This is a genomic window from Microbacterium sp. MMO-20 (genome assembly GCF_037147735.1).
Taxonomy (GTDB): Bacteria; Actinomycetota; Actinomycetes; order Actinomycetales; family Microbacteriaceae; genus Microbacterium.
Genome location: NZ_JBBCUU010000006.1, coordinates 150936 through 177396, shown reverse-complemented (window position 1 = coordinate 177396; position 26461 = coordinate 150936). Strand labels below are relative to the sequence as shown.

At 64.5% G+C, this 26461-nt stretch carries 18 protein-coding genes and 1 pseudogene; 5 read left to right on the top strand and 14 right to left on the bottom strand.

The features are described 5' to 3' along the window. Positions 1-166 precede the first annotated feature (166 nt). Complete coding sequence (locus tag WFI52_RS09965; protein WP_336627590.1) at positions 167-3100, top strand: ATP-binding protein; 2934 nt, start codon at positions 167-169, stop codon at positions 3098-3100. Next, a complete protein-coding gene (locus tag WFI52_RS09960) occupies positions 3097-4308 on the top strand; it encodes a Wadjet anti-phage system protein JetD domain-containing protein (RefSeq protein ID WP_336627591.1) in 1212 nt (403 codons plus the stop codon). The genes WFI52_RS09965 and WFI52_RS09960 overlap by 4 nt, the downstream gene beginning before the upstream one ends. Before the next feature lie 284 nt (positions 4309-4592). Here WFI52_RS09960 and WFI52_RS09955 read toward each other — a convergent pair whose 3' ends face one another. Beyond that, on the bottom strand, positions 4593-5591 hold the full coding sequence (locus WFI52_RS09955) for a hypothetical protein (RefSeq protein WP_336627592.1): 999 nt from the start codon (positions 5589-5591) through the stop codon (positions 4593-4595). A 158-nt stretch (positions 5592-5749) separates the two neighbouring features. Here WFI52_RS09955 and WFI52_RS09950 point away from each other — a divergent pair, with 158 nt between their 5' ends. Continuing rightward, a complete protein-coding gene (locus WFI52_RS09950) occupies positions 5750-7588 on the top strand; it encodes a DUF262 domain-containing protein (RefSeq protein WP_336627593.1) in 1839 nt (612 codons plus the stop codon). Positions 7589-7597: 9 nt separating this feature from the next. On the opposite strand, the gene WFI52_RS09945 is transcribed toward WFI52_RS09950, so the two are convergent. From WFI52_RS09945 to WFI52_RS09930, 4 genes are all read right to left on the bottom strand, one after another. Further along, on the bottom strand, positions 7598-10162 hold the full coding sequence (locus WFI52_RS09945) for a DEAD/DEAH box helicase (RefSeq protein WP_336627594.1): 2565 nt from the start codon (positions 10160-10162) through the stop codon (positions 7598-7600). A 3-nt stretch (positions 10163-10165) separates the two neighbouring features. Then, on the bottom strand, positions 10166-12148 hold the full coding sequence (locus WFI52_RS09940; protein ID WP_336627595.1) for a site-specific DNA-methyltransferase: 1983 nt from the start codon (positions 12146-12148) through the stop codon (positions 10166-10168). Positions 12149-12258: 110 nt separating this feature from the next. Further along, positions 12259-12522, bottom strand: coding sequence for an antitoxin Xre/MbcA/ParS toxin-binding domain-containing protein (locus WFI52_RS09935; RefSeq protein ID WP_336627596.1), 264 nt, complete (start codon positions 12520-12522; stop codon positions 12259-12261). A 68-nt stretch (positions 12523-12590) separates the two neighbouring features. Continuing rightward, positions 12591-12872 (bottom strand): helix-turn-helix domain-containing protein, encoded by a 282-nt coding sequence (locus WFI52_RS09930; protein WP_336627597.1) that lies wholly within the window; start codon positions 12870-12872, stop codon positions 12591-12593. A gap of 61 nt (positions 12873-12933) precedes the next feature. Between WFI52_RS09930 and WFI52_RS09925 the strand changes: the two genes are divergently transcribed. Beyond that, positions 12934-13359, top strand: a complete 426-nt coding sequence (locus WFI52_RS09925) for a hypothetical protein (protein WP_336627598.1) — start codon at positions 12934-12936, stop codon at positions 13357-13359. 67 nt (positions 13360-13426) lie between these two features. Further along, positions 13427-14056 (top strand): annotated as a pseudogene (locus tag WFI52_RS14205) (metallophosphoesterase); the annotation flags it as partial. Positions 14057-14190: 134 nt separating this feature from the next. Here WFI52_RS14205 and WFI52_RS14200 read toward each other — a convergent pair. The 9 genes from WFI52_RS14200 to WFI52_RS09880 all read right to left on the bottom strand — a co-directional run bounded on the left by WFI52_RS14200 (position 14191) and on the right by WFI52_RS09880 (position 26441). Further along, complete coding sequence (locus tag WFI52_RS14200; protein ID WP_442927737.1) at positions 14191-15294, bottom strand: zinc-ribbon domain-containing protein; 1104 nt, start codon at positions 15292-15294, stop codon at positions 14191-14193. A gap of 818 nt (positions 15295-16112) precedes the next feature. Next, positions 16113-17162 (bottom strand): TniB family NTP-binding protein, encoded by a 1050-nt coding sequence (locus tag WFI52_RS09915; RefSeq protein WP_336627600.1) that lies wholly within the window; start codon positions 17160-17162, stop codon positions 16113-16115. Continuing rightward, complete coding sequence (locus WFI52_RS09910; RefSeq protein WP_336627601.1) at positions 17159-19195, bottom strand: Mu transposase C-terminal domain-containing protein; 2037 nt, start codon at positions 19193-19195, stop codon at positions 17159-17161. Before WFI52_RS09910 ends, WFI52_RS09915 begins: the two co-directional genes overlap by 4 nt. Then, positions 19192-19833: a hypothetical protein gene (locus WFI52_RS09905; RefSeq protein WP_336637407.1), complete on the bottom strand. Its 642-nt coding sequence runs from the start codon at positions 19831-19833 to the stop codon at positions 19192-19194. Before WFI52_RS09905 ends, WFI52_RS09910 begins: the two co-directional genes overlap by 4 nt. A 624-nt stretch (positions 19834-20457) precedes the next feature. Further along, positions 20458-22167, bottom strand: a complete 1710-nt coding sequence (locus WFI52_RS09900) for an ABC1 kinase family protein (RefSeq protein ID WP_336627045.1) — start codon at positions 22165-22167, stop codon at positions 20458-20460. A gap of 284 nt (positions 22168-22451) precedes the next feature. Further along, positions 22452-24080 (bottom strand): MFS transporter, encoded by a 1629-nt coding sequence (locus WFI52_RS09895; RefSeq protein ID WP_336627046.1) that lies wholly within the window; start codon positions 24078-24080, stop codon positions 22452-22454. After that, positions 24077-24535 carry a DUF2871 domain-containing protein gene (locus WFI52_RS09890; RefSeq protein WP_336627047.1) on the bottom strand — a complete coding sequence of 153 codons (459 nt, stop codon included), beginning with the start codon at positions 24533-24535 and terminating at the stop codon, positions 24077-24079. Before WFI52_RS09890 ends, WFI52_RS09895 begins: the two co-directional genes overlap by 4 nt. A gap of 92 nt (positions 24536-24627) precedes the next feature. Then, the gene (locus tag WFI52_RS09885) at positions 24628-25251 is read right to left on the bottom strand and encodes a response regulator transcription factor (RefSeq protein WP_336627048.1); all 624 of its coding nucleotides are present in this window, start codon (positions 25249-25251) and stop codon (positions 24628-24630) included. Then, positions 25251-26441 (bottom strand): sensor histidine kinase, encoded by a 1191-nt coding sequence (locus tag WFI52_RS09880; RefSeq protein WP_336627049.1) that lies wholly within the window; start codon positions 26439-26441, stop codon positions 25251-25253. The genes WFI52_RS09885 and WFI52_RS09880 overlap by 1 nt, the downstream gene beginning before the upstream one ends. Between the last annotated feature and the right edge of the window lie 20 nt (positions 26442-26461).

Sequence of the window (26461 nt, the reverse complement as noted above, 5' to 3'; positions counted from 1 at the left end):
TCACTCTTCTTGCTTCTTGGCGGAAACAACTGGTCATCCCACGATGGCCCTTCACCGTCTACGACGACGAGAACCCCGCGGGAATTGACACCACGCTATTGGACTCACCCTGCGCGCGTACTTCGTCCCGGTGGGCGTGGCCCGAGACGGCGACGTAGTCAAACGGATGATGACGATTCCCGGGTCGTTCGAGATCCGCCAGCTCGGCGATTTCGCCCGCGTGGGTTCCGAGTCGTACCCGGCGAAGGCGATGAAGCAGAAATGGTCGGAGCTGCGCATCTATGGCTCGTACGGAGAGTTCTCGCAGGCGCTGTTCTCGAGGCTCGGGATCGGGCAGGGCGGCGACGGGGCGAACGCGCTCGCACTGCTCGCCCGCATCCAGGCCGGAACGATGTCGCCGACCGTCGACGACCTCTACAAACGGCTCGTCATCGAGATCCCGGAGACGTTCCGTGTCGCCGACGAAGCCATCGCGACATTCGATGAACTCGACGAGATGTATCGGAAGATGGAGACCTCCCAGCACCAGGCAGATCTCCTGGCGCCGGTGCCCGACCTCTATGAGGAGATGGTCGCCGCGCAGCGCGACATCGCGCAGGCGCGCGCACTCGGAGCGGTCGACGACGACAACACCCCGGCGGGTCTCTGGCGTCTTCGCACCCACTCCGCCATCCTCGAGCGCGAAGACGGCCTGCTCCGCGAGGAGGCTGCCGCGCTCCAGGAGCAGCTCCGTACCGCGACAACGGCCACCGACGAGGCGGAGCGGTTGCTCGACGTCGCGAAAGCCGACTACAACGCCGGCGGCGGGGACCGCGACAGGCAGCTCACGGATGAGATCACTCGGTACGAACAGGCAGCCGAAGGTCGCCGGGGGATGCGCGCGCGACTCGATGACGCTCTGGCCGATCTCGATCGCGTCGTGGAGGGGGAGGGCGACCTTCTCACCATCCGCTCCGAAGCCCGCGCATTCCCTGAGCGCGCCGCGGGGCTGAAGGCGGAGCTCGAGAGTAAGCGCGAGCAGATGATCCGCGACGAGCACCCGCTCGGCGAGGAGCTCAAGAGCGTCCGGGCGGAGCTTCGCTCGCTGGAAGGCCGCTCTGGTCGCGTGGATGCATCGATGGACGCTCGGCGCCGCGAGGCCGCCGACGCTGCCGGACTCGACGTGGCCGACCTCCCGTTCGTCGCCGAACTCATCGACGTTGCTGATGGAGAGGAGCGGTGGCGGGGCGCAATCGAGACGGTCCTGTACGCGAGCGCGCGGATCCTGCTCGTGCCCGGCGAACACCTTGAACGCTTCTCCCGGGCCATCGACCCGATCCGGTCGTCGCTCCGGCTGAACTTCGAAGGCGTTGACCGCAGTGTCGTCGCGCACACCGCTCCGATGGACCCGCAACGGATTGCTGGCAAGTTGGACTACCAGGACTCTCCGTACCAGGCATGGATCATCGAGCATCTCAGCTCACCGGCCAGGAACGCCCTGTGCGTCCCGAACACGGACGGGCTCGCTGGTGAAGGTCTCCGCGTGACGCCCTCGGGTCAGACACGCCAACGAGGGCGAGGGGCGCACGGAGGGAACACCGCGCGTCCGATCATCGGATTCGACAACACCGGCCTGAAGGCGTCGCTCGAGGCGCAGCAGAAGGACCTTCGTGCGCAGCTAGCAGAGGCCGAGCGGGCCAGGGCTCGGGTCGCCGCGGAAATCCAGGCAGTCGACAAGCGGCACGCCGCCTACCTCCGAACCCTCGACTTCTCGTGGGTCGACGTCGATGTGGACACGCCGATTCGTCACATCGCCGAATTGCGTGCGCTGCAGGAGAAGCTGCTCGCCGACGACGGCGTCCTCGCCGCGCTGAAGAAGCAGGTCGAAACCCTGTCCGCGGTCGCCGACACGGCCCGACGCCTACAGCACTCGCTCGAGAGCAAGCTCTCAGAAGTCGCCGATAAGCGAGGTGACTTGGCGGACGTGATTGACACCGTCAACGACGTCCTGTGGCCGCTCGAGGAGAACGGATCGGTGACGCTCGACGAGGCTCTAGCGGGGGCCCTCGACCAAGCATGGGAGCGCGCACTTGCGAGCGAGGCGCCGACGAGCGGGACCTGGAAGGCAGACCTGCGACGGCTCGAACGAGCCCTCGCGGATGGGGTCTCACGCGCAGCCGAGAAGGAAGCGTCGAGCCGCAAGCAGATCGAGCGCGCCTTCGAACAGTTCCAAGAGCGATGGAACGATCCGACGCGCGGTCAGACCATCGACTCCTACCGTGAATACGTTGCGATCCTCGACGAGATCCAGCGGGTCGGGATCCACGAGCAGCGGGAGCAGTGGCGGAAGACTGCGCTGCAGTGGAGCGGAAGGAGTCTTCGACTTCTGGGCAGCGCGATGAGCTCGGCCGTCGACGACATCCAGGCCCGCCTCGACGCCGTCAATTCGATCCTCGAGCGCCTGCCCTTTGGGCCCACAGACGGACGCTTGAAGATTGACATGCGGCGACTCGCGCCGCAGACGGTCACCACGTTCCGGCGCGAGCTGGAGGGGTTCAAGAAGCTCGCTACGCAGGGCGCGCCTGAGGAGCAGCTCGTACAGCGATTTACGCAGATGAGAGTGTTCGTCGCCAAGATCCGCAAGCGCGACGACCCCGCTCTCACCGCTGAGCTGCGAGCTCAAGTCGTCCGCGAGGAGATCCTCGACGTGCGCCGACATGTAGAGATCACAGCGAAGCAATATGCCGATGCGCTCGACACAGATCCAGTCGCCGAGTATTCCTCGCTCGCAGGCAAGAGCGGCGGAGAGATGCAGGAGCTCGTCGCGTTCATCGTCGGAGCCGCGCTTCGGTTCCAGCTCGGCGACGAACTCGGACACCTTCCACGCTTCGCCCCGGTGTTCCTCGACGAAGGGTTCATCAAGGCGGACTCCGAGTACGCGGGCCGGGCAGTCGAGGCATGGAAGGGACTCGGGTTCCAGCTCATCATCGGGGCGCCGTTCGACAAATACACCGGGCTCGAACGCCACGTCGCCCAGACCATCCTCGTCTCGAAGAACCGCCAAACGGGGCACTCGTTCGTCGACCACGCCTACCACCAGCGCCAAGAGAGCTTCGCGTGAAGACGGTCGCAGAGGTCGAACGACGTATCCGACTGCACGTGACTGAGCGGTGGGCAGAAGAGGTCGCCTCGGAGAGCACCGGAGGGCAGAAATGGTGGCCGCGGGCATACCCACTTGGCCGCCCAGACGCCCACCTGCTCGAGACCGGATTCGGCGACCTCATCGAACTCGTGGACGCGTGGCGAACGCAGGCATCCGGATGGGGTGCGGACATCGCAGAGAAGAACATCCGCGCCGACGGCACCGCCTATCCGATGCCGTCCCACATCATCATTCCCAGCATCGATGTGGCGTCCGCCATCGCCGGGCCCGAGTGGACGGCACGGTTGGCCCGCGGGCGTGAGTACCGCAGCATCATCGACGCCCATTTCCCTCATCGCCAAGACGTCCTGGCCCGCACGATCCTCGCGACGGCGGATTGGGCGCGCGTGGACGTCGAGCTCCTCGCCCAAGCGGCCTCATGGTTCGAGCGGCATCCCAACTCGGGCCTCAGCCCCAGAGAGGTTCCGTTGGAAGGGCTTCACACCAAGTGGCTCGAGTCCCGCACGCAGACCGTCGCGCGCCTCGCAGGCCTCAGCGACCTCGGGCTGCGCCCGCCCCACCCCTCCCGCATCCACTTCACCTACCTCGACCCGGCACACCTGGAAGCCGGCAACCGACGCCACGACTCGGCAACAGTCGGAGACACATTCAGGCCGGCGTACCCGCCACAGATCGTCATCATCTGCGAGAACAAGGACACTGCGATCCATTTCCCGGAGGTCTGTGGAGCGATCGCGGTTGAAGGCGCCGGGTCGGGAGCGGGGGCATTTGCGGTTACCGACTGGCTGCGCGAGGCGCCTTTGGTCATCTACTGGGGTGACATGGATGCCGACGGGCTCCGTATTCTCGCCCAGTTCCGCGACGCCGGCATCCCTGCGCGGTCGCTGTTCATGGACGTTGCCTCATATGAGCGGTGGGAGGTGTACGGGACGAACAGCGACAAGCGTGGGAATCCGATCGCCGCCGATGGCCGCCCCGCGCCCGCGAGTCTCAAGGATGACGAGCGGGCGTTGTACGGGCTCCTCAACGACCCGTCGTCCGCGAGGTACCGACGTGTGGAGCAAGAGCGAATCCCGCTCGACATCGCGTCCGACACCGTGCGGCGGCTGCAGGCCCAGAATGATATCCAGGCGAATGCTGCGGAGCAGCTATCTGACGCTCAGTGAACGCGCCCTATAGGGCACGGCGCGCGCTCGACGCCCATGACACTGAGCGCGCTTCTCGAATCGCGGACTTCGTTATCAGTACGTGGCTGGCGGCGGATTGTGTCGGAGGTTCCTCACCTGATCTTGAGCCGCGCTGGGATCACACTCGGCGAGTAGTCGCGACGGCTTCGTGTCGGACGGCCGCTGACGATGTCAACGGTGCGGCATCCCCCGACATCAGCGCGAGGTCCGAATGTGAGTTGGTGCAACGGCTCGTTGCGCAATTCGAGGCGGGTGATGATGGCCTAGTAGCTGTCCTTCTCCCAGAAGATGTACTCCTGGTCGTCGTCGGTGAGGCCCCATTCGATGCCGATCGACCGCAGCCAGGCGTTCATCAGCCGACAGAGATCGGCCAGCACGGCGCCGAGCTCGTCGGTGGTCATGGGTTCGTCGACCGGCCGGAGCCGGTGGAAGGTCAGGCTCCAGGCGTCCCAGCTGTCTTCGACGTAATCGGTCCAGCCCGCAGGCAGCGGGTCGGGACGGCGGGGCTTGCCGCTCTCGTCGAGGCCGAGTTCGGGGGCGAGGTAAGCCAGGACGCGGACCAGGCCGTTCGCGGCGTTGAGGGTCCGGTAGGCGGCCTCGCCGATATCGGCGCGCCAGGTGCGTTTGGCCTCGTTGAGCTCTGAGCGCAGGTGCGCGATCGCGTCGGTGAGGTGGTCGACGTGGTGCAGCGGCGACGGCGCGTGGACGGCGGTGTATTGTTCGATGCGGTTGTCGTCGACGTGCGCGGCGAGCGGCTTGCGGCAGGCCGCGTCGCTCTTGCTCAGGCCCCCGACGTCCTCGTAGGCGTCCGCGTCCTCGCCACGCAGCCGCAGCGCGGCATGCCCAGCCTCGTGCCGGCTAAGGTGCGCGGCCGCGGCGATCACGTGGGCGATGAGCGCCTCGACGGACTCGACGTCTTCCCGGGTGGCGAACAGGACGTTCGCGGAGACCACGATGTCGAATGTGCCGTCCTCGTGCGGGAGCGTGATCGCCCCGGCATGCCCGGCGCCACGGTCCGTGGTGTAAGGGTTGTCGTCGGCGCGGTTGGTGACCCGATTCACCGTCGTGATCATGTCGCCGGTGAGTGTCAACCGCCAGAGCGACGTGTCTGGGAGTAGCTCGACGATCCCGGTCACCAGGGTCTGCAGCAGACCCTGCTGCTCGATCATGAACGACAGCGCGCCGGCCAGCTCTGGGTCTTCGTAGTCCTCGGAGAATCCGTCGAGCGAGATGCTGATTGGTGAAACGGGCGTGTCGGTCATCACCGTCACCATAGACGCCGCGGCTGACATCACTTCCTCGTCGTGAGGGGCGTGCCAGGAACAAGGAACCCAATTGGTCGGGTTGTCGCCCTCGCCAGCTTGGTCGCGGGACCGTCCGCCCTCATCGATAGTGTTTCCGCGTGGGCCACAAAGAACCAATGACGATCGCTACCGCGCTGAAGCTGATCCAGAAGAACGAGTTGATCCTCCCCGCGATCCAGCGTGAGTACGTGTGGAAGCCGTCACAGGTGATCAAGATCTTCGACTCGGTGCTGCGCGGATACCCGGTCGGCAGCTTCCTGTCCTGGAAGGTCGCGCCGGAAACCGTAGGCGCATTCAAGTTCTACGGGTTCTTGAAGGACTACAGCGGCTACGACAAGAAGCACAACCCGGTGGTCGACATCCCGACCGACCGTGAGGTGATCGCGGTTCTCGACGGTCAGCAGAGGCTCACTTCGCTGAACATCGGCCTGCGGGGCACCTACGCCTACCGCAACCCGCGCGCGTGGGCGAACAAGGCGTGGTCGTACCCCGAGCGGCGGCTATACCTGAACCTGCTTGGCGAGGCGCCTGAGAACGAGGCCGGTCTGAAGTACCACCTTGCGTTCCTTACCAAGGAGCAGATCACGCAAGCCGCTGAGGACGACACAAAAAAGTGGTTCCCCGTGAGTGACATCTTCGACGCCAGCGAGGCCTACCAGATGGCGCAGATCCCCGTGAAGTACGGCGTTGGCAACGAGGCCAAAGCTGTCGAGATGATCAGCCTGCTGTGGCAGGAGGTCCACCACAACCAGAGCCTGCACTTCTACGAGGAGACTGACCAGGACATCGAGCGCGTTCTCGACATCTTCGTCCGTGTGAACTCGGGAGGCACCGTTCTCTCCTACAGCGATCTGCTGATGTCGATCGCAACTGCCCAATGGAAGGAGAAGGATGCTCGCGCGGCCGTCCACGACCTGGTGGATGCGCTGAACACCACCGGCCAGGGGTTCGACTTCTCACAGGACACGGTGCTGAAGTCCGGGCTCGTGCTGGCCGATGTCGGAGACGTCGGCTTCAAGGTGAAGAACTTCACGACCGCGAACATGGCTCGCCTTGAGTCGAGATGGGACGACATCAGCACCTCGCTGCGCATCGCGGCCGAACTGCTCGCGGACTTCGGCTTGTCGGGCGGCACGTTGACGGCCGATAGCGTGCTCATCCCGGTCGCGTACTACGTGCATCGCCGAGGACTTACGCCGTCATACCGTGTCTCCGACAAGCAGGATGACCGCGAGGATCGCGCCGCGTTGCGCTCGTGGGTGCTGCGTTCGCTGATTGTCCGCGGCGTGTGGGGATCAGGCCTTGACACGCTCTTGCGCGATCTCCGCGAAGTGCTGCGGAGCGACGGCGCGCGGGCATTCCCACTGGCCACAATCGAGCAGGTGATGGCGCGACGGGGAAAGTCGCTCGAAGTGACCGACGCCCTCATCGAAGACATTCTCGGGCTCGCATACGGCGGTGGACGCACCTGGGCAGTGTTGGCGACTCTGTTCGACCACGTCGACACGCGAATGCAGTATCACGTCGATCACGTGTTCCCGCAGGCGCAACTTGATGCCCGCGCGCTGAAGACGGCGAAGTCTCCCGAAGGCGTTCGCCGCTACAGCGATGAGTTCGTGGAGGAGCTTGTCGGCCGGCGAGACCTGCTGCCGAACTTGGAATTGCTGCCGGGCCCAGAGAACATCGGCAAGTCCGACACGGCGCCGGACTCCTGGGTGGTCGAGCACTACCCCGGAGCCGATGAGCACGCAGCATTCGTGAAGGCCAATGCTCTGCCGAGCGTTCTGCCGCACGACGCCGACAGCTTCCTAGACTTCTACGACGCGCGACGCGATCTGCTCATTGCGCGAATCAAGGACAAGCTGCAGACGCAGGTTCGCACGGCGCCGACGTTCGAGTCGCGGCGCTCGACTGACATCGACGCGGAGCTTGGAGAGGGTGACCTCGACGATTGAGGGCTGCGTTCAGTACGCGATCCCGTGCGACCGGAAGATGGCCTCAACGCTCTCGCCGGCATCGAGGGCAGCGCGCACGGTGCTGCGCGTCGCGGCGTCATGAACGGATAGCAAGAGCGTCTTCCCCTCGATCTGCGTGATGGGCCAGATCGCGCGGTACTCGACCGCGTGGTCGTCGGCATAGTCGAGATAGCCCCGCAGCTTGTCGGCCGAGTCCCCGAAGTGAATGCCGTGCGGATCGATGATCGTCGGTCGGATGCCGCCACCGACCTCGTGGAACGTCACGAAATCGGGGAAGAGTCGGGCCCAAGACCCCGTTCCGCTGTCGCGGTAGGGGATGCACAGCGCTCGGTCGCCGCCAGTCGGGTTACGGTACCAAGCCACGAGGGTAGGTTCCTCGAGTTCGGTTGTGAGCACCTTCCGCTCGAGCCCGTCGGTCGCCGATGGCTTCTTCCAGTAGCGACCGTCGCCGTCCTGATAGAGGTGCTTCGGCCAGCGGTTTGCTTCGTCGTCGCGGATGTCGGCGCGGAGCTGTGTGTCGGATGAGTCGGGCTCCATCCGGATCGAGATTGCGTCCTCGATCGTTCCATCGATGATGATGCTGGGGCGCCGCGCCGGCTCCTTCGCTTCCGCCTGGATACGCGCGTAACGCGACCGGTCAGCCTCAGGGAGGAGGGAGATCGCCTTCGCATGCTGCTTGAACCAATCGGCAACGAGTGATGCCGCCGCGGTCTCGACGTTGTCCACGACGCTTTCGGTAAGCCCGAGGGCTGCGACGGTGATCTTCGCTTCGATCGGGTCCTCGTCGGGATCCTTATCGACGAGGTAAGCCCAATACGCCTCGGCCGTGCCGTCCTTGAGAGCGCGGCTCGCGCGCTTGAAGACATCATCGATGTTCTTGGCGTCGAGGCGGGTGCCGGTAACGAGTCGCTCGCCGTCGATGACCGACCCGTCGATCGAAGTCAGCAGCTCGAACACCGACGCGCTAGACACCGCCTCACGCTTTGGCTCGAGTTCGCCGGATGCGTCGAGCTTCCCTCGTTCGTCGTCGAGCTTGCCATTGAGGAACGCTCGAGCGTGGGCGGCGGCATTCGGCCGGACCCCATCGTTCTCGAGCAGTGTCGCCAGTGCATGTAGGCGCCGCACATCTGGTGCGGATGACTGAGAGGGAACCACATAGGTGGGTAGTTCGGCGAGCACCTTCAACGCCGCCTCCATCCCGCTGGGCGCGTGATAGTCGAGGGTCAGGCGCACGACCTCCGCGGTCGCGCCCGCCTCCCCTCCGGCGAACTGGCCAACGACCTGCATGACCGTCTTTCGGTCGAACCGCGGGAGGTACGCCTGGACACGGTTCAGCGACTCATCTGACGCAATACGCCGGGCGAGCGGCTGACGAACGATCCGGCCGATCAACTGGGCGATAGGCGTGTAGTCGACCGACGCGCGGAGCGAGACGAGCACCTCCGCGCGAGGACAGTCCCAACCGGTCGTGATCGCATTCTTCGCCAGCACGACGCGCACGTGAGTTGCATCCTGGATGTCCTGCGGGGGCATGTAGCGCACCGCCCGATGCGGTCCGAGGTCGATCGGGGCACGTTCGGCGAACGTGTGCACGATGTTTGACGCGACGAGCCCGGGCCACTCCTGGGTGATGGCATCGATCACTGCTCGCACGAGCTCGAGGAACTCGCCATCGTCGGAACGTTCATCGGGGAGCTGTACGACAAGCGCCGGCTTCACCGCTGCTTCCCCCTGCTGCTCTGCGTAGGACGCCCAACGCTGCTCGAACTCGAGTGTCTTCTGGACCGCCAGACGAACGAATGTCGTGTCCGCGGTGACCTCACCCTGCACAGCCGCTGGCGCCAGTACGATCCGGTCCTTGACGAGCCCGGAGTCACGGACCTTCTCGATCGGAACGACGTAGTTCTTTCGGAACCGGTTCTGCTGCTCGAGTGCTTTGTTCAGCCGTTGTGCGGTGGCCGAGATCCCGACGAAAACGGGGATCGGGACGTCGCCGTTGATGATCTTGTTCACTACCGTCGGAGAGCCGCCCGGCTTCTCCGTCACTCCGTAGTGGGCCTCGTCGACGACCACCAGGAAGCGGCTCCCGCGCAACCGCACGGTGTTGGCGATCGTCTCCCAGATCGTGTACCGCTGACTGTCGGACCGTTTCGTGATGCGCGCAGACGCGGAGGCGGCTTGTGTGTTGAGGAAGTAAATCGCGCCTGCCTCGAAGTACTCCTCGTCAAACGAGGCGCCCTGCCCGATGAGGCGGATGTCGCTGATCCTCTCGCTGGCCTCCTGCATCTTGCGCGCCGTCTGGGCGTTGAGGCTCGGATCGTTCGTCACCCACAGGATGGTGGTTCCCTCGATGGGATCCGTGAAGTCAGACCCGAAGATCAGCTGCTCAATGACCGACGTCGCGATCACCGTCTTCCCGGCCCCCGTTGCCGCCTCCAACACCACGGCGCCGAGAAGTTCCGAGTCGTTGTCGTAGCGCGCTTGCGCCTTCTTGATCTCCGTGATCAGCGCCTCTGATGCAGTGCGCTGAAAGTCGAGGAGGTGGAACTTCACGCCTCAGCCCTTCCCATTGATCTCGAAGGAGTGCAGATAGTCGGCGTAGAGCCTGGTCGTCTCAAGCCGCAACTCGACGGGGAAGTACCCCACCGCCTCCTGGAACTCACTCTCCGAGTCGGTAACCACGAACAGGTGTTGCAGCCGACAGTCATGGACAGACACGAGTTCAGCAAATGCCTTCGCTTGGGCAGGAGCGAAGAGCACGCCGTAGGTCGCCCCGCTCTGAAGTGCCCACAGAGCGTCCCCCTTTCGCCGGATGACGGGACCGACTCCGCCCGCTTTCATCCAGAGCAGCGGTGCCACCGCATCGAAGCGGCGACCGAGGGCGATGAGGTTCTCATCCTCATAGGTCAGCTTGAAGAATGCGACGTTCTCGTCCAAGCCATCTGAGAACGTTGATCCGTCAGGACGAGTCCCCGTCACGACAGTTTCAACGCGGGGGCGAGTGACCTTCTGGAACACACCCTCCGCTTCCCACTCCTGGTCGCCCGGGGCGAGTCCAGCACGACGGAGTTCACCGGCCTTCTTGGCGCCCACCTCATTGTTCGTGACCATGAGGCATTGCCGCGTCCCTCCATCCTCAGCGTTGAGACGCATCACAGCCTCAGCCGTCGACCCGGACCCCGCGAAAAAGTCGAGGACAACTGCATTGCGAGGACCAGTCATTCGGAGCCACCGCATCAGGACTTCGTGATCCTTCGGGAACGGAAACAGCCTCCCGCCAAGAACTCGCTCCAGGTGGGTGTTCGCCGTGTTGCGTGAGTGGCTGAAGGTCGGCACCGGCATTTCGTAGATGTACTCGGTGAGCGACTTCTTCTTCCGCGGCCGCTTGCCGAAAGCTATGAGACCTGACTCAACCCACTCCTTCATCACTTCTTGTCTGACGGTCCAACCGTTCTCCGGTGGGTCGTAAACAGTCCCTGTCTCTGGATCGGTGACGCGATACTTCAAGTTGGGTCGATACAGGCGATTTGTGAGATCCGCGGTTTCGTAGATCACGCCGTTCTCGTCCACGTTGTTGAACCGAGTTAGGCCCTCCGACATCTGCCGAGCGTTCGCCCTGATGAAGGCGCGGACGTGGTCCTGCGCCTCAGCGGCCGAAGCGCCGGCCGCCATATCCTCCTGCACGAGGCGGACCATTTCAGCCGCGAACGGCTTGGGGTCGAGGAACTTCCCAACCCTTTCCGCGTTCGTGCCGTAGATGAGCATGTAGTCGGAACCACCCGCGTGGTGACGCGCGAGAGCCGATCCACCTCCTTGCCAAGTGACGTTGGCAATGAAGTTCTGGGGGCCGAAAACCTGATCGAGCAGCATCCGTAGCCGGTGATGTTCGTCGTCGCCAATTGCCACCACGATGACGCCGGTGTCCTTCAGCAGGCGCTTCGCGTGAATGAGCCGCCGCTCCATGAACGACAGCCATTTCGAGTGCCTGTAGGCATCCGTGCTCGCTACGAAGCGGTCGTTGTAAATCCAGTCGTCCGCGCCAGTGTTGTATGGCGGGTCGATGTAGATCAGATCGACCTTGCCCTCATGGGTGTACAGCAGCGTCTCAAGCGCGTAGTAGTTCTCGCCTTCGACGACGATGTGGGTTGGCTTGTCGCCTCCGCGATTGATCTCCCCGAGTGGCTCGAGGCCGGGGTAGATCGGGACGCTGAAGTCCTTGACAACGACCAGTTCGTCGAACGCATGTGTCGCGGGTTCCATCCCGTCGATCGTTTGCTTGGTTGCGTCTACTGCAACGATCGTGGCTCGCCCGTCCTTCGTTGCGAGTACGACGTTGTTCTGCTTCGCAGGGTCGGCGCGCAAGCGCACGATGTCGCCTCGTCGCGGCCGGGTTCCGGGAACCTCAAGGTCCTCCGGAAGGTGGCGCTGAAAGACGAGGCCGAAGTCCTTGTGCTCGACGAGCTTGGCTACCTCTTCAGCGATCTGGGCCCTGAGGTGAGGGTCGGGGATTCGCTCGATGAGGTTGTCGACGTGGGCCACGAGTTACACCGTACCGGCGCCGCCGATCCCAATCGTGCGGGCTATCGCAGTGTCAGATCAGAGGCGCGTGCTGGCCTTCGCGAGCAGTTCTCGGACCTGCGCCAAGCGGTTCACCGAGAGCCGCCGGCTACCTCAATGTCGATAGCCTCCATGACGGTCTCGATCCCGTCGAGCGCCAGCACGTCAATAGGGCGCGCTCCGTCCAGATGTGCGTTGGCGCTCGTGAGCCAGGTGTCGATGGCGGGATCGGCCCAGAGGGCGGACAGTCGCTCTCGGACCGCCTCGACATCGGACGCGATGGCTTGCGCCCCGAGGTCACGCCCCAGTCGCGCGGCATCCTCGCCGAACACTGCCTCGTCACTGCCGTCGCTCATAGGCCGAAACTATCGGACACGAGGCGGCGCCGACAGGCTCGTAGTCGCCTGACGCCTTCTGGCGGCTGTCAGCGCGCAGTAAGGTCTGGTGTGCCTTCGGGGAGGAGGTCGTCGAGCGGAACTTTCAACACCTGCGCGATCGCGAGAAGGGTCATCAGCCTGGGATTCGAGGTGCGCTCGGGGCTCGACCGGCCGCGCTCGAGCTGTTGGTATGTGTAGCGGCTGAGGTTCGCCTCGTATGCGACGCGGTCTTGGCTGTATCCGCGTGCGATCCGAAGGCGGTGGATGTTCGCGCCGATCTCGGCGACGTACGCGTCCCAACCGGACTGAAAGGCCAGAGGACTACGCACCTTCTCAGGCTGACGGCGAGGCCTGCCTGCGATGGCTCGATCTATCTGGCATTCTGCTCATATGGCGACGCAGCTCGTCGAGGTCGAGTCCTTTCAGATGACCGTCCGCGATCCCTTCCTCGAGGCGCTGATCAGTGTGGTGTCCGAGCCAAATGGCTCGTCCACAGCGCAGCAGGCATTTGAGACGACGCGGGACTGGTGGGACAAGCACTCGGACGGCCCAACCGTCGCTGAGCTGCTCGACGCGATGTTTGAACCGGCGGACTGGCTGAGCGTCATCGCCGACCACAACAGACCGCTCGCCGGACAGGAGGCGCAGCTCGAGCTCATGCGCAGTTGGCTTCTGCTCTACTGGTGCAGGCTCGGGGCAATCAGCTTCGTCGCCGGGGTCGACCTGGTCGTCCGACCCGGCGCCGCTGTCCTCGTTGGCGGTGTAGCGAAGCCCGCGAACGATCTGGGTGTGTCCAACGGTCCGTTGGACAATTGAGCAGCGCTCCTGTCCGAGCCGGGTCACCAGGGCCGGCGGGGTCGCGGATGACCGAGGTGGTGAGTCTATGGCGGACGAGTATCCGACGCTTGACTTCGATCAGGTCGACTACCTCACGTCCGACACGCACTTCAGTCATGCGCGGATCAGCGAGCTCGCTGATCGCCCGTTCGCGTCAGCTGCGGAGATGGACGCTGAGCTCGTTCGCCGATGGAACGACACTGTCGGCCATGACGACGTGGTCCTGCATCTGGGTGATGTCGCTTTGGGACCGATCGCCGAGTCGATACCGCTGACTGCGTCGCTGAACGGCCGGAAGTTCCTCGTCCCGGGCAACCATGATCGAGTGTCTCCGGCAACGCAATCTCGCGCCGCGATCGAACGCTTCACACCGCTCTACGAGCAAGCGGGTTGGACCGTCCTCCCCGAGGTCATCGAGGGCACACGGCACGGGACTCGCGTGCTGGCCTCGCACTACCCATACGCCGGTGATACTCAGGACTCCGACCGGCACACCTCGCATCGCCCTGTCGACCGCGGCATTCCTCTACTTCACGGTCACACTCACGACCGGACGAACGGTCCAGTCGGGCATCAATTCCACGTCGGCCTGGACGCTTTCGACTACGCGCCCATCCCGTTCTTCCTCATCGATGCGTGGCTCGCGGACCTTCGTCGGGAGGATGACGAGATTGTTACGCTCGTTCGTGAGCGGACAGCGGCCGGCGAGAGTCGGCCTCTCGCGGAGCTCGCAGCGAAGTCGGTGTCGATCTCGCGGCGCTCCACGACCCCGCGCATTCCCTCGGCCACAGCTTTGACGTCGAGGGAACTTCAGAGCGGTGACGAAACTCCGTGCTTGTTCTGCGAGCGGCAGTGCGGGCAGCCAACCCCTTTCGATCGGCTCGCGACGGTTGCCTCCCACGAGTGCCCTCGAGCGCAGAGCCACTTGACCTTTCGTTTCGCGAATGGCTTCACAGCTGTTGGCTTCAGCGCGTTGTCGGGGCTCCACTCCTTGGCGATCTCTGGGCTGACGGAAGCCAAGTCCGTCTCGCCTACGATTACCCGGTTGCCCGCGCAGTAGGGGCAGCCTCGGCCGTTCGATCGCTTGTGAGGTGTCGTTTCCCAGGTGTGGCCCCTCGCGCACCGCCACATCGCTCTGCTTCCGGATTTCGGGAGCACCTGATCCGGGCGAAGCTGATTGCTCACGTCCCACTCGGCGGCGAGGTCTGGGCGTATGGTGGCGAGATCGTTGTCGCCGGGCATCACTCGCTTTCGTGAGCAGTAGGGGCAGTTCTGTCCGGCCGAGGCGCGTTTGCTGACCATCGCTTGCCAACCGTGACCGCACGAGGCGATCCACCATGCCTTCTTGCTTGAGCCGATCCCGACCATCGTTGCTGTCAGGTCGCCGTTGCGTTCCTCGTCCCACTCGGCGGCGAGATCCGGTCGGAGGGTGACCAAGTCAGTCTCGCCGGCGATCGCGAAGTACCCGGAGCAGTATGGACATCCCGCACCGAGTCTCGTCCGGTTCCTAATGGTCGCTGTCCACTGGTGGCCTCTTGTGCATCTCCAGGTCGCTCGGCGGGCGGACTGAGCGCCGACGTGGTCGGGATCTCCCGCGTTGGCGCCAGGGGTGTCGTCCCATTCGGCGGCGACGGCAGGATGGTGCGTGCGGAGATCGTTGTGCCCGGGCCAGACGGATTGACCCGCGCAGTAGGGGCAGCCTGCCCGTGCGCGGGTCGCGATGACGGCTTCCCAGGAATGGCCGATGTCGCAGACCCACCAAGCTCGCTTGGACGAGTTCGACGCCTCCCACGGGTCCGAACTCGGGTCGTTACGAACCCAGTCCCATTCGGCGACGGCCTGTGGGCGGCGCTGTATCCACCTCGGATACTGCCCGGCGGAGCAAACGATCCTGGGCGTGTCTACGAGATCCATTGGCACATCCAGTGGTTCGCGACGGGTTTCGCGGAGCACACGGCGCATCGGCCTGAGCCACAGGACAACCCGCTCTACGAGGACCTCACAACTCCCGATGTCGGCGGGGAGGGATCGGGCGATCTCGCGTCGAAGAGTTGCTGGGGATTCGGATCGCCAGCCGTCGATGGAGGCATTGTCGGACAAGGCCGTCATGAGGGCGACAGTTCGCGGGTACTGCTCCGCACGTGCTCGGACCTCAAGGGCATCGTCGTCAGTTGCGCCGCAATCCTGGTGGTGCCCATCGGATACGAGCCGAGTACTGTCGCGCACCATCTCCCACACACGGGAGTGCAACCGGGCATTCACGCGACCCGAGGCAACCATCCGCCGAAACGCGCGCTCAGCTTTTGCTTGGATGCCGTCGTAAGCGAGCACGAGCTGGGATTCCGGAGTACTGCCCGGCCCTGTCCACACCATCTGCCCAGGGTGCCGCAGGCACCAGTTCTCGCGGTCGTGGGGAATTTGCTCGACTCGATCACCAGCGGCGCATAATCGACAGAGGAACCGCGGGTGATACTTCACGGCTTGGTCGGGCTGGGCGATGCGCCGGAGCCGAAGATAGTGGCCGGGGGCGCGTCCAGCGGCAGCCTCTACGGTGACCGCTGCTGCGGCCTCGTCCTTCCACACCCGATAGATGTACGGCTGTGCCGGGGAGGTGAGACCTCGTTCGACGTCCTCGAACGGAACGCCCGCGGCTCGACATTGGCGTTGGGCGTATGAGCGCGGTGACTCCAGTCGATGCCACTTGGGCCGGATCGGCCACGCTCGGGTGTCGGTCACGCGGCGTCGACCAGGTCTTCGAGTCTCACCTTGTGGCGGATCGGAGTGGTGTGCCGGATTCCATCCAAGACAGCGAACAGCTGCTGCTTGGTGACGTCTTCGTGTTGACGGAAATCGTCGTCGAGGATCGATGCGACCAGGCGCTCGACCACCAAAGCAAGCACCGCGAGTCGCCCTCGAGTCGCTTTATGGAGCGAGAGGGCGTTGCGGGTGAGCATGCCGGGGGTGTGACCACAGAGGGGGAGATTTCTGTCGAAGGTTGCCACCCAGAGAGTCCAGAGCGCGAGTCCCGCGTCGTTCTCGATGTTCACTTCACGCAGCTCGACCATGTCGCATCTCATGGTGACCTGCATCCCGTGACCCGATCCGAATGCCGTGCCACTGCCGAGGTCGATTCCTACCAGGGCGACTGTCGTCGTCGACTCGTTCTGCAGTGCCTTGATGACGCTGGACGGCTCTTTTCCTCCCAAGTGGTGCGCCTCGTCGATCACAAGCAGCTTGGTTCGATGGGCGCGGAGAAGGTTCACCGCGAGCACTCGGAGTACATCTGTGTTGCTCGATGCGGCCACGGTCGCCGTCGGCGCCAGGAACCGGATGATCTGCGTCAGCAGCGACTTCCCCGTTGCGTTCTCCGTCATCTCCACCCAGACAACTGGCACTTCACCGTCGACGCGGTAGTTCGGGGCGTGCTTTGCGTGATCATTCTCAACGGATCGGGCGAGGAGGAGGGCGAGCTCGGTCTTCCCGTAGAACAGTGGCGCTGAGATCATCAGGCCGCGGCGCGAGTTCTTGCGTCGCGGGTTCGATCGGATGAGTCGCGCCAGGATGCGTGTGCTGAGATCCTGCTCCGGGGTGGGCACCCTCAAGGTCAGGCGCACGAAGTCATCCCGCGCCTGATCGTGGAGCTCGCGTTGATCCGCAGGCAGTGCTTGGTAGTCCGTGAACGAGATCGAGGGGGGCGCTGCTGGCAACGCGAAGAGCGCCTCGCGCAGACCGGGGAGTGTGGTCTTGCTCGCGTGCTCAAGCACCAGTGCGTCGAGAGTCACGGGCGCAGATCCTTCACCGTGACGATGTCGTAGCGCGCGGAGCTCCAGTCGATGTCGTCGATGCTGATTGGTGCGGTCCCGTCGACGAGCTCGAACGCGACGGGTTCTACGGGGGGAGTTACGGCGTCCTCGAGTCCGGGTGAACCTCCCTTGAGTTGGCGGCTTCGAGCCCGCTTGTCGTTGCGAGCCCGCCGTTCGATCTCGTCGAGGAGCTCAGCCGTCATCGGCCTCTCGCTCGGCGCGCCGGTTCCAAAGCGCTCAACCAGCCGGACCTCGGTCTCGGCCGCCATCCACGCGCCCCGATCGTCGATCCCCTTGTCCCAGCATTCGATCCATTCCTCCGTTTCGGGATGCTGAACCCAGACGGCATTGTCGTTGCAAGGATCGAAGCGGATAGCGAACGTGCGCGCCTGCCGCGAGCCGGCGGGAGCACCTGAGAGAGAGCGGTTTCGAAGGTCCGCCAACAGCGGCGAGTCGTACTTGCGATTCCGGAACTCGATCCCTTCGTCGCTGATGATTCGGCCTTCGGAGGGAAGGAGAGCAAGGAAGTCCTCCGCTCGGAACGGAAGCTGAACTCCGGGGCCGACTTCGAACAATGCCGCGTACATCTGGTTCGGTGTCCACTCGCGACCGGGGAACAGCGGAGAGCGCAGTCCGCCGTGCTGCTTGTTCAAGAAGACCGTCGTAATCCAGGCATCGAAGGCGAGCCGTACCGAATCCAGCGTGAGAGTCGGATTGTCGCGCTTCCCACGGTTAGCAACCGAGTTGCCCGTCGAGCCGACCAACCACTGTGCGAAGTCCGTCGACGTCGTGCCGAAGTTTCGTTCGACGTGGGGCTTTGTGGCCGCGGCGTTCGGCGGGGCGAGGACGAGCGTGATTCCGTAGGCCCGACAGGCGGCCTCGAAGGTTGCTGACCGGAAGTCGGCGCCGCCGTCGACGGTGATCGCGTGCGGAAAGATCCATGGCACGGCGAGCGATTCGTCGTCGAGGTAGGGATTGATCCTCTTCATCAGCTCCGCGGGGAGCGTCGCGGAACCCGAGAGCGCAGCGGCGGATGAGCCGGGCAAGGCCCTGCGTCCGACAATCGCTCTGGCCAGGAGCAGCGCGTGATCGAACCCGTTCGGCCGATTGGCGTGGATTGCCCACGCCAACGGAACTCTGCTTGCGACGCAGAAGAGCGCGGTCACGACGGGGCGGAACTCGTTGCCCTTCTCATCCCACACCAGGACGTCCAGCGTCGTCGAGTCGATCTCGCACACCTGTCCGAGACGATGAGTGTTGCCGGAGAAGTACTCCCGATCCGGACTGTTGGATGTGTTGCGACGCGTCGTCGCTTTCGCGAAGCTGTATCGGCCGGCATCCCGCTCGTTGATGTATCCCTGGAGGGTTGTGGCCTTCACATCGCAGATCGCGTCGCCTGGGTACATCGCCTCTAGCGTGCGCCGCACGAGGGCGGCGCAGTGACGGCGGCTGCTCGTGTGCAGGTTGGTTCGACGGTCGAGCTCGCGATCGATGACGGCGACGAGGCGAGGATCCGCCTTGCTGATCACCAACTGTTTCTTACCCTTCGGGTGCAACCGAGCATCCACCCCGGCGACGCCCTCCGACTCGTAGACCTTCCAGTAGTTGAACAGCGCTTTGCGGCTGCGCGCAAGCGAGGTCCCAGCCAACTCCGCGACCTTCGCAGTGATGCGCTGCTCCTGCGTCGTTTGGGTGAGGTCGTACCCCGGACGCGCCCCGACCGCGTTCGGGTCCATTGGCACGCCGCGGAAGACCTCGAGCAGGTGCTTTTCCATGTCGAGCACGTCAGCCGGCCAGTCCCCTGCGGTGGGGCGAAGCGGCGTGCTCGACTGTCGACGGGCGGTGCCAGCGAAGCCGATGAGTTCGGGCATCGAGATGACCAGCCAATCGTCCTCGGCGCCGTCGCGTCGAAGTGTTGCCTCCACACCTCGGCGCACCCGCTCCCATACCCAAAGATCCCCATCTATCTCGACCTTGTCGCCGAGCTTGAGCTTGTACTCCTCGCTGGTCATGCCGCCGCTCCTGTCGATGCCGCTTCGGTTGTCGTATAGACCGTCTCGCTACTGAACACACCACCGAGATCGACGTGAAGTAGTCGGCGCCATGCAAGGTTGTCGACCCACGCGCATGCGAGTGGCGGGCAATCGGGAGAGGCGATCTGACAGAGATCGCCGCGGCTTCGCCCTCCGCGCGCTGCGCTCAGGATGAGCGTTTCCGTCTGGTGGCCAGGTCGGCAGCGGTCGTGGCGAGACGCCGACAAGCTGTCGAGGTTGCCGGTCGCCCGTGTGTCGTGGCCTGTCAGCACCCGGTAGCGCCACCCGAGCGCATCGCAAACGGCCGCGGTCTCACCGAACTGAACGCGCGCCGCGTCGTCGATCAGATCGGCGGGACGCACGTCGAGCAGGCCGTACGAGCCATCTGTGAAGAGCGCCATCAGATCAGGAAAGTGCGAGTATCCCGATAACCGCGATCCGTGCCCGAAGGTAATCGCTACCGGCTGCGCCCACAGCTTCTCAACCTGTCCGCTGAACTCCAACCAGAGGACCTCCCAGCGCTCCTCCTGAGACTCGCACCACACGTGTGTCCCGGTCGGCTGCCAGAAATACAGGCTGGGCGTGAATCTGAAGCGGACGCCCTTCGACCTGCGCAAGGGCTGAGGATCGATCGCCGCCCAGTCTCGATCGCCGAGATCCCGTCCGACGACAGCCCATCCGTGATGGCCGGACTTCTGATGCGTGCTGTCGTCCTGGCGCGAAATCCAGTGGAGCTCAGTCGACGATGTCTGGCGTCGGGGGACGATCCGCTGAGGCCCAGCTACTGGGAGCACCCGCATCACCTCTCGCAAGCGAAGTCGGTGTCTGACGTTGCGAGGATGATGGGCTGATCGGAGCCCCATCGCTCCTCTATCCAGTTCCGATGTTCTTCCTCGGCGAAGAACTACCCGTCGTCGTCATCGGCGTGTCGTGACACTCGATGTCATTCGACCGCCCGCCTGTGTCACGCATCGCCGGTTTGTGTCACCCGAACGCATTCCCGACAATTGTTGTCGGGAACGCAGTGAGATGACACCGAATGTCACGAAAGTTGGCGAGGTTGAGCCGCTGATATCGAAGTTGGCGTGACACATTCCGGCCCGCTCTTTAGATCGTTCCCCTCAACGCGGTGACTGTCTCGTCCACCGCTGATCGGGGTGTCGACGAGTTCTCAACCCTTTCGGAAGCGCTACGACGCCTCTCTACGGTGATCTCAACGGCGCCGTTTACGACAACTGGTCTTATCGTCGACGGAAGGTGTCGAAGAAGACCCGAAGTGCGAGGACGCCGCATCCGACGAGCAGTAGGTATCCGAAGATTTGGAAGAGGGTGAGGGTGGGGGTGACCACCGGTCCACCAGTGCTTGTGAGGAGCATCGCGGCCATGATTCCGAAGACGCCCGCGAGGAAGGCAATGGCGGCGAGGTTAACGAAGTCGCGAAGTACACGGCGATCACGGCGGTCGGCGAGCAGACGCACGTTGACGCTCAATCGCCCGGCGGCCAGGTTCCCGGTGATTCGATCGATGCGTTGCGGAAGTTTTCGCAGGAGCGGGAGCAGGCTGAGCAGTTCGTCGGCGGCGGAGCGGGCGACAGCGGCGGGAGTGCGTGCGGCGCCGGCACGGGTCTCTCCATATGCGGTGGACGCCTCGATGAGATCGAAGGATGGCCACAGGATCTGGAGTGTGCCCTCGACCGTTGCGATCGCACGGAACGGCACGGTTAGCTCAGCGGGGACGGCGAGTCCGTGCGCGGTGAGTATCGAGACAACTTTGGCGAAAGCGGAGGCATCCAGTGCCGCGCCCGGCCCGAGGTGGCGGGCCATGAACTCCCCGATTTGTTGTCGTAGAACGAACTCGTCGAGGTCGTCAGGGGCTTCGACAAAGGCGAGTAGTGCGTCGGAGAAGGCGGTCGCGTCGCCACGGGAGTAGGCGAGAAGGACGTCGGTGATCTGGGCGCGAATGGTGGAATCAAGCCGTCCCACTGACCCGAAGTCAAGGAGTGCAAGATTCCCGTCGGTGGTGAGCAGCACGTTTCCAGGGTGCAAGTCCGAGTGGAAGACGCCTGCGTCCATGATTTGCGCAAGCGTCGACCTAAAGAGTCGCGTAGCCAGCGTCTGCCGGGTCTCGTTACTTAACTCGGCGAGAGCGGTTGGACCGGCGGCGAGTGTGCGACCTTCCATGTACTCCATGACGAGCACATCTTCGGTGCACAATTCGGCGGTGTGTCGGGGAATGCGTACGCGGGTGTCGGCGGTGAGCCCCTTGTTGGTTGCCTCGAGTGCGGTCATGTTCATCGCTTCCACCCGGTAGTCAACCTCGTCTCGGAGGCTCTGCGTGAGGCTGACTGCGAGGTCCTCGATTCCCATCTGGCGTGCCCATCCGGATGTTTCACTGAGCCGCCGTGCGACTCTAAGCGCGATGTCGGCGTCCCGCTCGATGAGGTCAACGATCCCCGGCCTGCGCACTTTCACAGCGACTCGTTCGCCCGTGGCCAGGATGCCGAGGTGTACTTGCCCGATGGACGCCGATGCGAGCGGCTTCTCGGCGATCTCCGTGAACACTGCTGACCGCGGCAGTGGAAGTGCGGCATCGATCACGGGAGAAATTTCTTCCCACGGGACGGGGGGGACCTGCTGCTGAAGCTTGCTGAGAGCGTGGATGAACTCGACAGGCAGGATGTCGGATCGCGTCGAGAGAAGTTGACCGATTTTGACGAAGGCTCCCCCCGCTTCCTCGAGGGCGTCTGCAAGAGCGCGCGCCTGGCGGGCACGCTCGCGAGAGGCGGTTTCGGTTGATGCAGGGTCGATCGTGAACGGGATGAGTTTGTGTCGGAACGCGATGCGGGACAGCTCGGAGTATCGCCTAGCACGCTGCAGGGTCCGCCTGACGGATGAGCCCCACTGGTCTGGTCGGGACAGAGAGCCCTGTGGTACTAGCAGCTCGGCGAGCACGAGGAACGTCGTCGCGGTGAAGAACACGATCGCGAACTGGACGGGAATGAGCGCCGGGCTGTATTGGGCGTTCCCCCACACGAACTGTGATTCGAATCCGATCTCCGCGGCGAGTCCTAACAGGCCGGCGATGAGGATGCGGATGATGCCGACCCGCACACCGAGCAGACGCCGAGACAGCGCACCGATCAGCAGCATTGTGACTATCGGGGCGAGCACGATCATCACAATGTCCAAAACGACAACTGAAACATTCATCCGTCAGCACCTCCTCGTTGGGGTGTTCAGGTTCGCTGGGCAACGATGCGCAGGCGAACTGCTCCCACAAATCCGAGGATAAGGATACCGGAGGCGACGAGCAGGGACCATCGCGTGCCGTCCGCGAATCCGCGCGCGAGCGCGTCCACAGCAGCCTGCGTCTGGTCGCCGAGGGGGCCAGTGGCCCCTTGGGCTTGAAGCTGGGTGATCGTGGTGCCGGCCGACTGCCGCGTGGCGTCGGCTAGCTGATCCGCTTCCGTACCGGTGAAGCCGGCGTCGCTGAGTGCCGCGGGAAGGGTGAGAGCGAGCGCGATCGACAGTGCCGCGCCGGCGAACGCGGTGCCGAGCGCGGAGCCGACCTGCCGCACGGTGCTTTGCGTGGCCGAACCTTGCCCGGATGCGTCTACCGGCACGTCACGCAGCACGGTCCCGGTGAGCTGCGCGGACGCAAGCCCGAGCCCTACCCCGTAGACGACGAGCGGCAGAGCGAGCAGCCAACCCGGCGTGGTGGAGCTGATGATCAGTGCGAGGATTACGATCCCGATCACTTCGAGGGCAAGGCCGAGCAGCACGGTTCCGGGGGACCCGAACCGGGCGGCGAGATGACGGGCGGATGCACCGGAGAGGAATGCTCCCACAGCCATCGCTGCGAGTACGAGGCCGGCGGTCATGACGCTGAGCCCGAGCGCGTTGATCAGGTAGAGCGGGAGCACAAAAATGATCGCGAACTCTCCCACCGCGACCATCGCTGCGGTGAGGTTGCCCCAGGAGAAGGTGGGCAAGACGAAGAGGCCGAGATCCAGCAGCGCGGAACGCTGCACTTTTTCGCGGTGGCGTTCCCAGATCACGAACAGGGTCAGCGAAACGGCCGAAACGGCGAACGCGACAGGCACAGCTGAGACCGCCGCATCCGCCGGCCACACCCAGCCGAAGATCTTCAGCTCCCCCTTCGGCGTCCACCACCCAAGATCCGGGCCTTCGATGACGGCGAACACGAGCGTTCCAAATCCGATCGCCGACAGAAGAGCTCCATCGACGTCGGCGCCAGGGCGGTGTGACCCGGCACGCGTGGCCGGGACGGTCAGGATGCCGGCGACGAACACGAGCGCGCCAAGCGGGATGTTCACGAGGAAAATCCAGTGCCAGGACGCCCACTGCGTGAGCGCCCCGCCGGCGAGGGGTCCGATCGCGGCCGCCCCGGAGATCACCGCGCCCCACACACCGAACGCTGCGGCGCGGTAGCGGCCGCGGAACACGGCGTTGACCGTCGACAATGTCGCGGGCATGATCAGAGCCGCGCCGACAGCCTGCACCGCGCGGGCCGCGATGAGGGGTCCGGATGCGTCGGCGGCGGCGGCGAGCAGACTGCCCAGCATGAACACGACGAGGCCGGCAAGGAACAGTCCTTTCCGACCCCACCGGTCGGCGAGTTTTCCGGTGGACAGCAGCAGGGCTGCGAGCACGACCGCGTAAAGGCTGTTCACCCACTGCGCATCGGTGAGATCCAGGTGCAGATCCGCGATGATGTTCGGCAGCGCCACACCGACGATCGTGCCGTCCAGCACGATCAGGCCGAGCCCGATCGACAACACCGCCAACGCGACCCATTCGCGCCGGGTCGGCGGTGTGTCGATGCGAGCGTCGGCAGTTGTCATGACGGGTCGACGACTGCCCGGTCGCCACTGATGGTGTTCTGGGCGCGGTCACGCGTGATGGCACGACCGAGCGCGAGGAACAGCAGCACCATGGCAGCGGTGAGGAGGATATGGCCGGTGCCGGCGATCCCGGCGATCATCTTGCTGGACTCCTGGCCGAGGACGGTGAGGCTGCCGTGCCAGATCAGCATCGCGGAGGTGAGGATCACGCCGGCGTTGTACAGCCAGAAGAACCAGCCGAACAGCTTGCTGCGCGAGAGGGTGAATACCTTCTCGAGGACGAGCACGATCAGCAGCACGATGAAGCCGAGGGTGAGCAGGTGCGTGTGGGCGAGGCCGAGCTGGGTGAACTGGCCCTCGGGGAAATCGTTGAGCTTCGTGAACTCGCGGTAGAACAAGCCGGAGAGCACCCCGATGATCATGTAAGCGAACGAAGCGTAGAACAGGCGGCGCATGCGGATTCCTTTCAAGATCACTCTCCACCCTCGCCGTCGTCGGTCATCGCCGGATCGTCCAAAGGGTGGAGATCGTGACGGTCATGCTGGGTTCAGAGGATGCCGGTCTCCCGCGCGGTCGCGACGGCACGGGAGCGACTGTCGACACCGAGCTTGTCGAATACATGCACGAGATGAGTTTTAACCGTCGCTTCGGTGACAAACAGTGTTTTCGCGATGTCTCGGTTGGATGCGCCGCTTTCCAGCAGTCGTAGCACCTCGAGTTCACGATCGGTGAGTTTCACACGTGGGGTGCGCATGACCTGCACCATGCGGGCGGTGAGCTCGGGTGACAGTACAACCCGCCCGGCTGCCGCGTCGCGGATCGCGGCGGTGATCTGCTCCGCGGGGGTGTCTTTCAGTAGGTAGCCAGCGGCGCCGGCCTCCACCGCCCCGAGGATCTCCGCATCCCGGTCGAAGGTGGTGAGGATCACGACGGCAGGAGGAGCGTTCAGGCCACGGAGCTGCCGGGTCGTCTCAACGCCGTCTATCCCCGCGCCTAGACGCAGATCGCACAGCACGACGTCGGGATGCAGGTGCCGGGCGAGCGCGATGGCCTCTTCCCCGGTAGAGGCCTCACCGACCACGTCCACGTCTCCACCGGCGGGGAACAGGGAGCGCATGCCCGCCCGGACGATGGGATGGTCATCGACGAGCATCACGCGCAGGACGCTCATCATGCCTCTTTCGGCGCGGCGATCGGGAGGGACGCGGACAGGGCCACCCCGTCGCCCGGGGCACTTTCCACATCGAGGTCGCCGCCCAACTCCCGCAGACGGGACCGCATCGCGCGCAACCCATAGCCGGAGCCATCGGAACGACCCGACGACCGGGCGTCCCATCCGGTGACATCGAATCCCGCGCCGTCGTCAACGATGTCCAGGCGGATGCTGTCACCAGCATCCGCGATGGTCACCACGACCCTGGTCGCGCCGGCGTGGGCGCGAATGTTGGCCAGGGCCGATTGCGCTGTCCGCAGCAGCGCAACCTCCGCGCCCATCGAGACAGCTGGAAGGCCGTCATCGATATGCAGGTCGGTGCGGATGCCGGTCTCGTTTTGCAGCCTGGACAGCATCCTGCGTAGCGCGTCACCCAGCGCTGACCCCTCCAGTTCCGCGGGGGTCATCGCGTTCACGATCCGCCGCGCGTCGACGAGGCCGTCGCGGGCGAGCTGATCGATCTGCCCCAAGGTGACCCCAACCTGATCGGGGGATGTCGTCTGCGCGGAGCGCGCCAAGATCCCGATCGACGACAGCGCTTGCGCGACGGTGTCGTGAATGTCCCGTGACACACGGACTCGTTCGATCCCCGCCCCGGATTCCCGTTGTGTGCGGGCGAGTTCGTCCTGCAGCTGTGCCGTCTCCTCCTGCGCGGTGACCAGCGACGCGATCAGGCGTTTCCGCTCACGGCCGTCTCGGACCAGCTCGAGGTAGCCGCGGGCGATGCCGAACGCGAAAACACCGCCCACGAGCGGGCCGATGACATTCGCATACGTGGTGGACCCGGTATGCAGCAGCGGCGCCGCGATCACCACGACAAGAATGATCACACTGAAGGGGATCGCCCATCGCAGGTGCAGGATGAACCCGGCCAGCAGCCATAGCGGGAACGCCAGCCACACGAACTCGGCTGACACGGTGACGGTACCCACCCAGATCAGCGCCAGCCCGGTGAGCCACCAGATCGCGAGGACAGGATCGCGGGTGCGGCCGGCGAGGATCAACCCGCCGAAGTACCATCCCGCGAAGATCAACGACAACGCCAGCGCCCACGGCACCGGGGTGCCGTCCGCGACGGCACGGATCGCGGCGATCACCACAAGCACCACAGTGATGACCGACTGCCCGAGCCGGATCGCCCAACTCACCCGATCCCCGCCTCCACGGT

Bases quoted from the DNA above. Each gene is read 5' to 3' on its own strand.
- WFI52_RS09955 (WP_336627592.1), bottom strand. From the start codon at position 5,591: ATGACCGACACGCCCGTTTCACCAATCAGCATCTCGCTCGACGGATTC.
- WFI52_RS09895 (WP_336627046.1), bottom strand. From the start codon at position 24,080: ATGACAACTGCCGACGCTCGCATCGACACACCGCCGACCCGGCGCGAA.
- WFI52_RS09950 (WP_336627593.1), top strand. From the start codon at position 5,750: ATGACGATCGCTACCGCGCTGAAGCTGATCCAGAAGAACGAGTTGATC.
- WFI52_RS09935 (WP_336627596.1), bottom strand. From the start codon at position 12,522: ATGAGCGACGGCAGTGACGAGGCAGTGTTCGGCGAGGATGCCGCGCGA.
- WFI52_RS09885 (WP_336627048.1), bottom strand. From the start codon at position 25,251: ATGAGCGTCCTGCGCGTGATGCTCGTCGATGACCATCCCATCGTCCGG.
- WFI52_RS09965 (WP_336627590.1), top strand. From the start codon at position 167: ATGATGACGATTCCCGGGTCGTTCGAGATCCGCCAGCTCGGCGATTTC.
- WFI52_RS09925 (WP_336627598.1), top strand. From the start codon at position 12,934: ATGGCGACGCAGCTCGTCGAGGTCGAGTCCTTTCAGATGACCGTCCGC.
- WFI52_RS09890 (WP_336627047.1), bottom strand. From the start codon at position 24,535: ATGCGCCGCCTGTTCTACGCTTCGTTCGCTTACATGATCATCGGGGTG.
- WFI52_RS14200 (WP_442927737.1), bottom strand. From the start codon at position 15,294: ATGGATCTCGTAGACACGCCCAGGATCGTTTGCTCCGCCGGGCAGTAT.
- WFI52_RS09910 (WP_336627601.1), bottom strand. From the start codon at position 19,195: ATGACCAGCGAGGAGTACAAGCTCAAGCTCGGCGACAAGGTCGAGATA.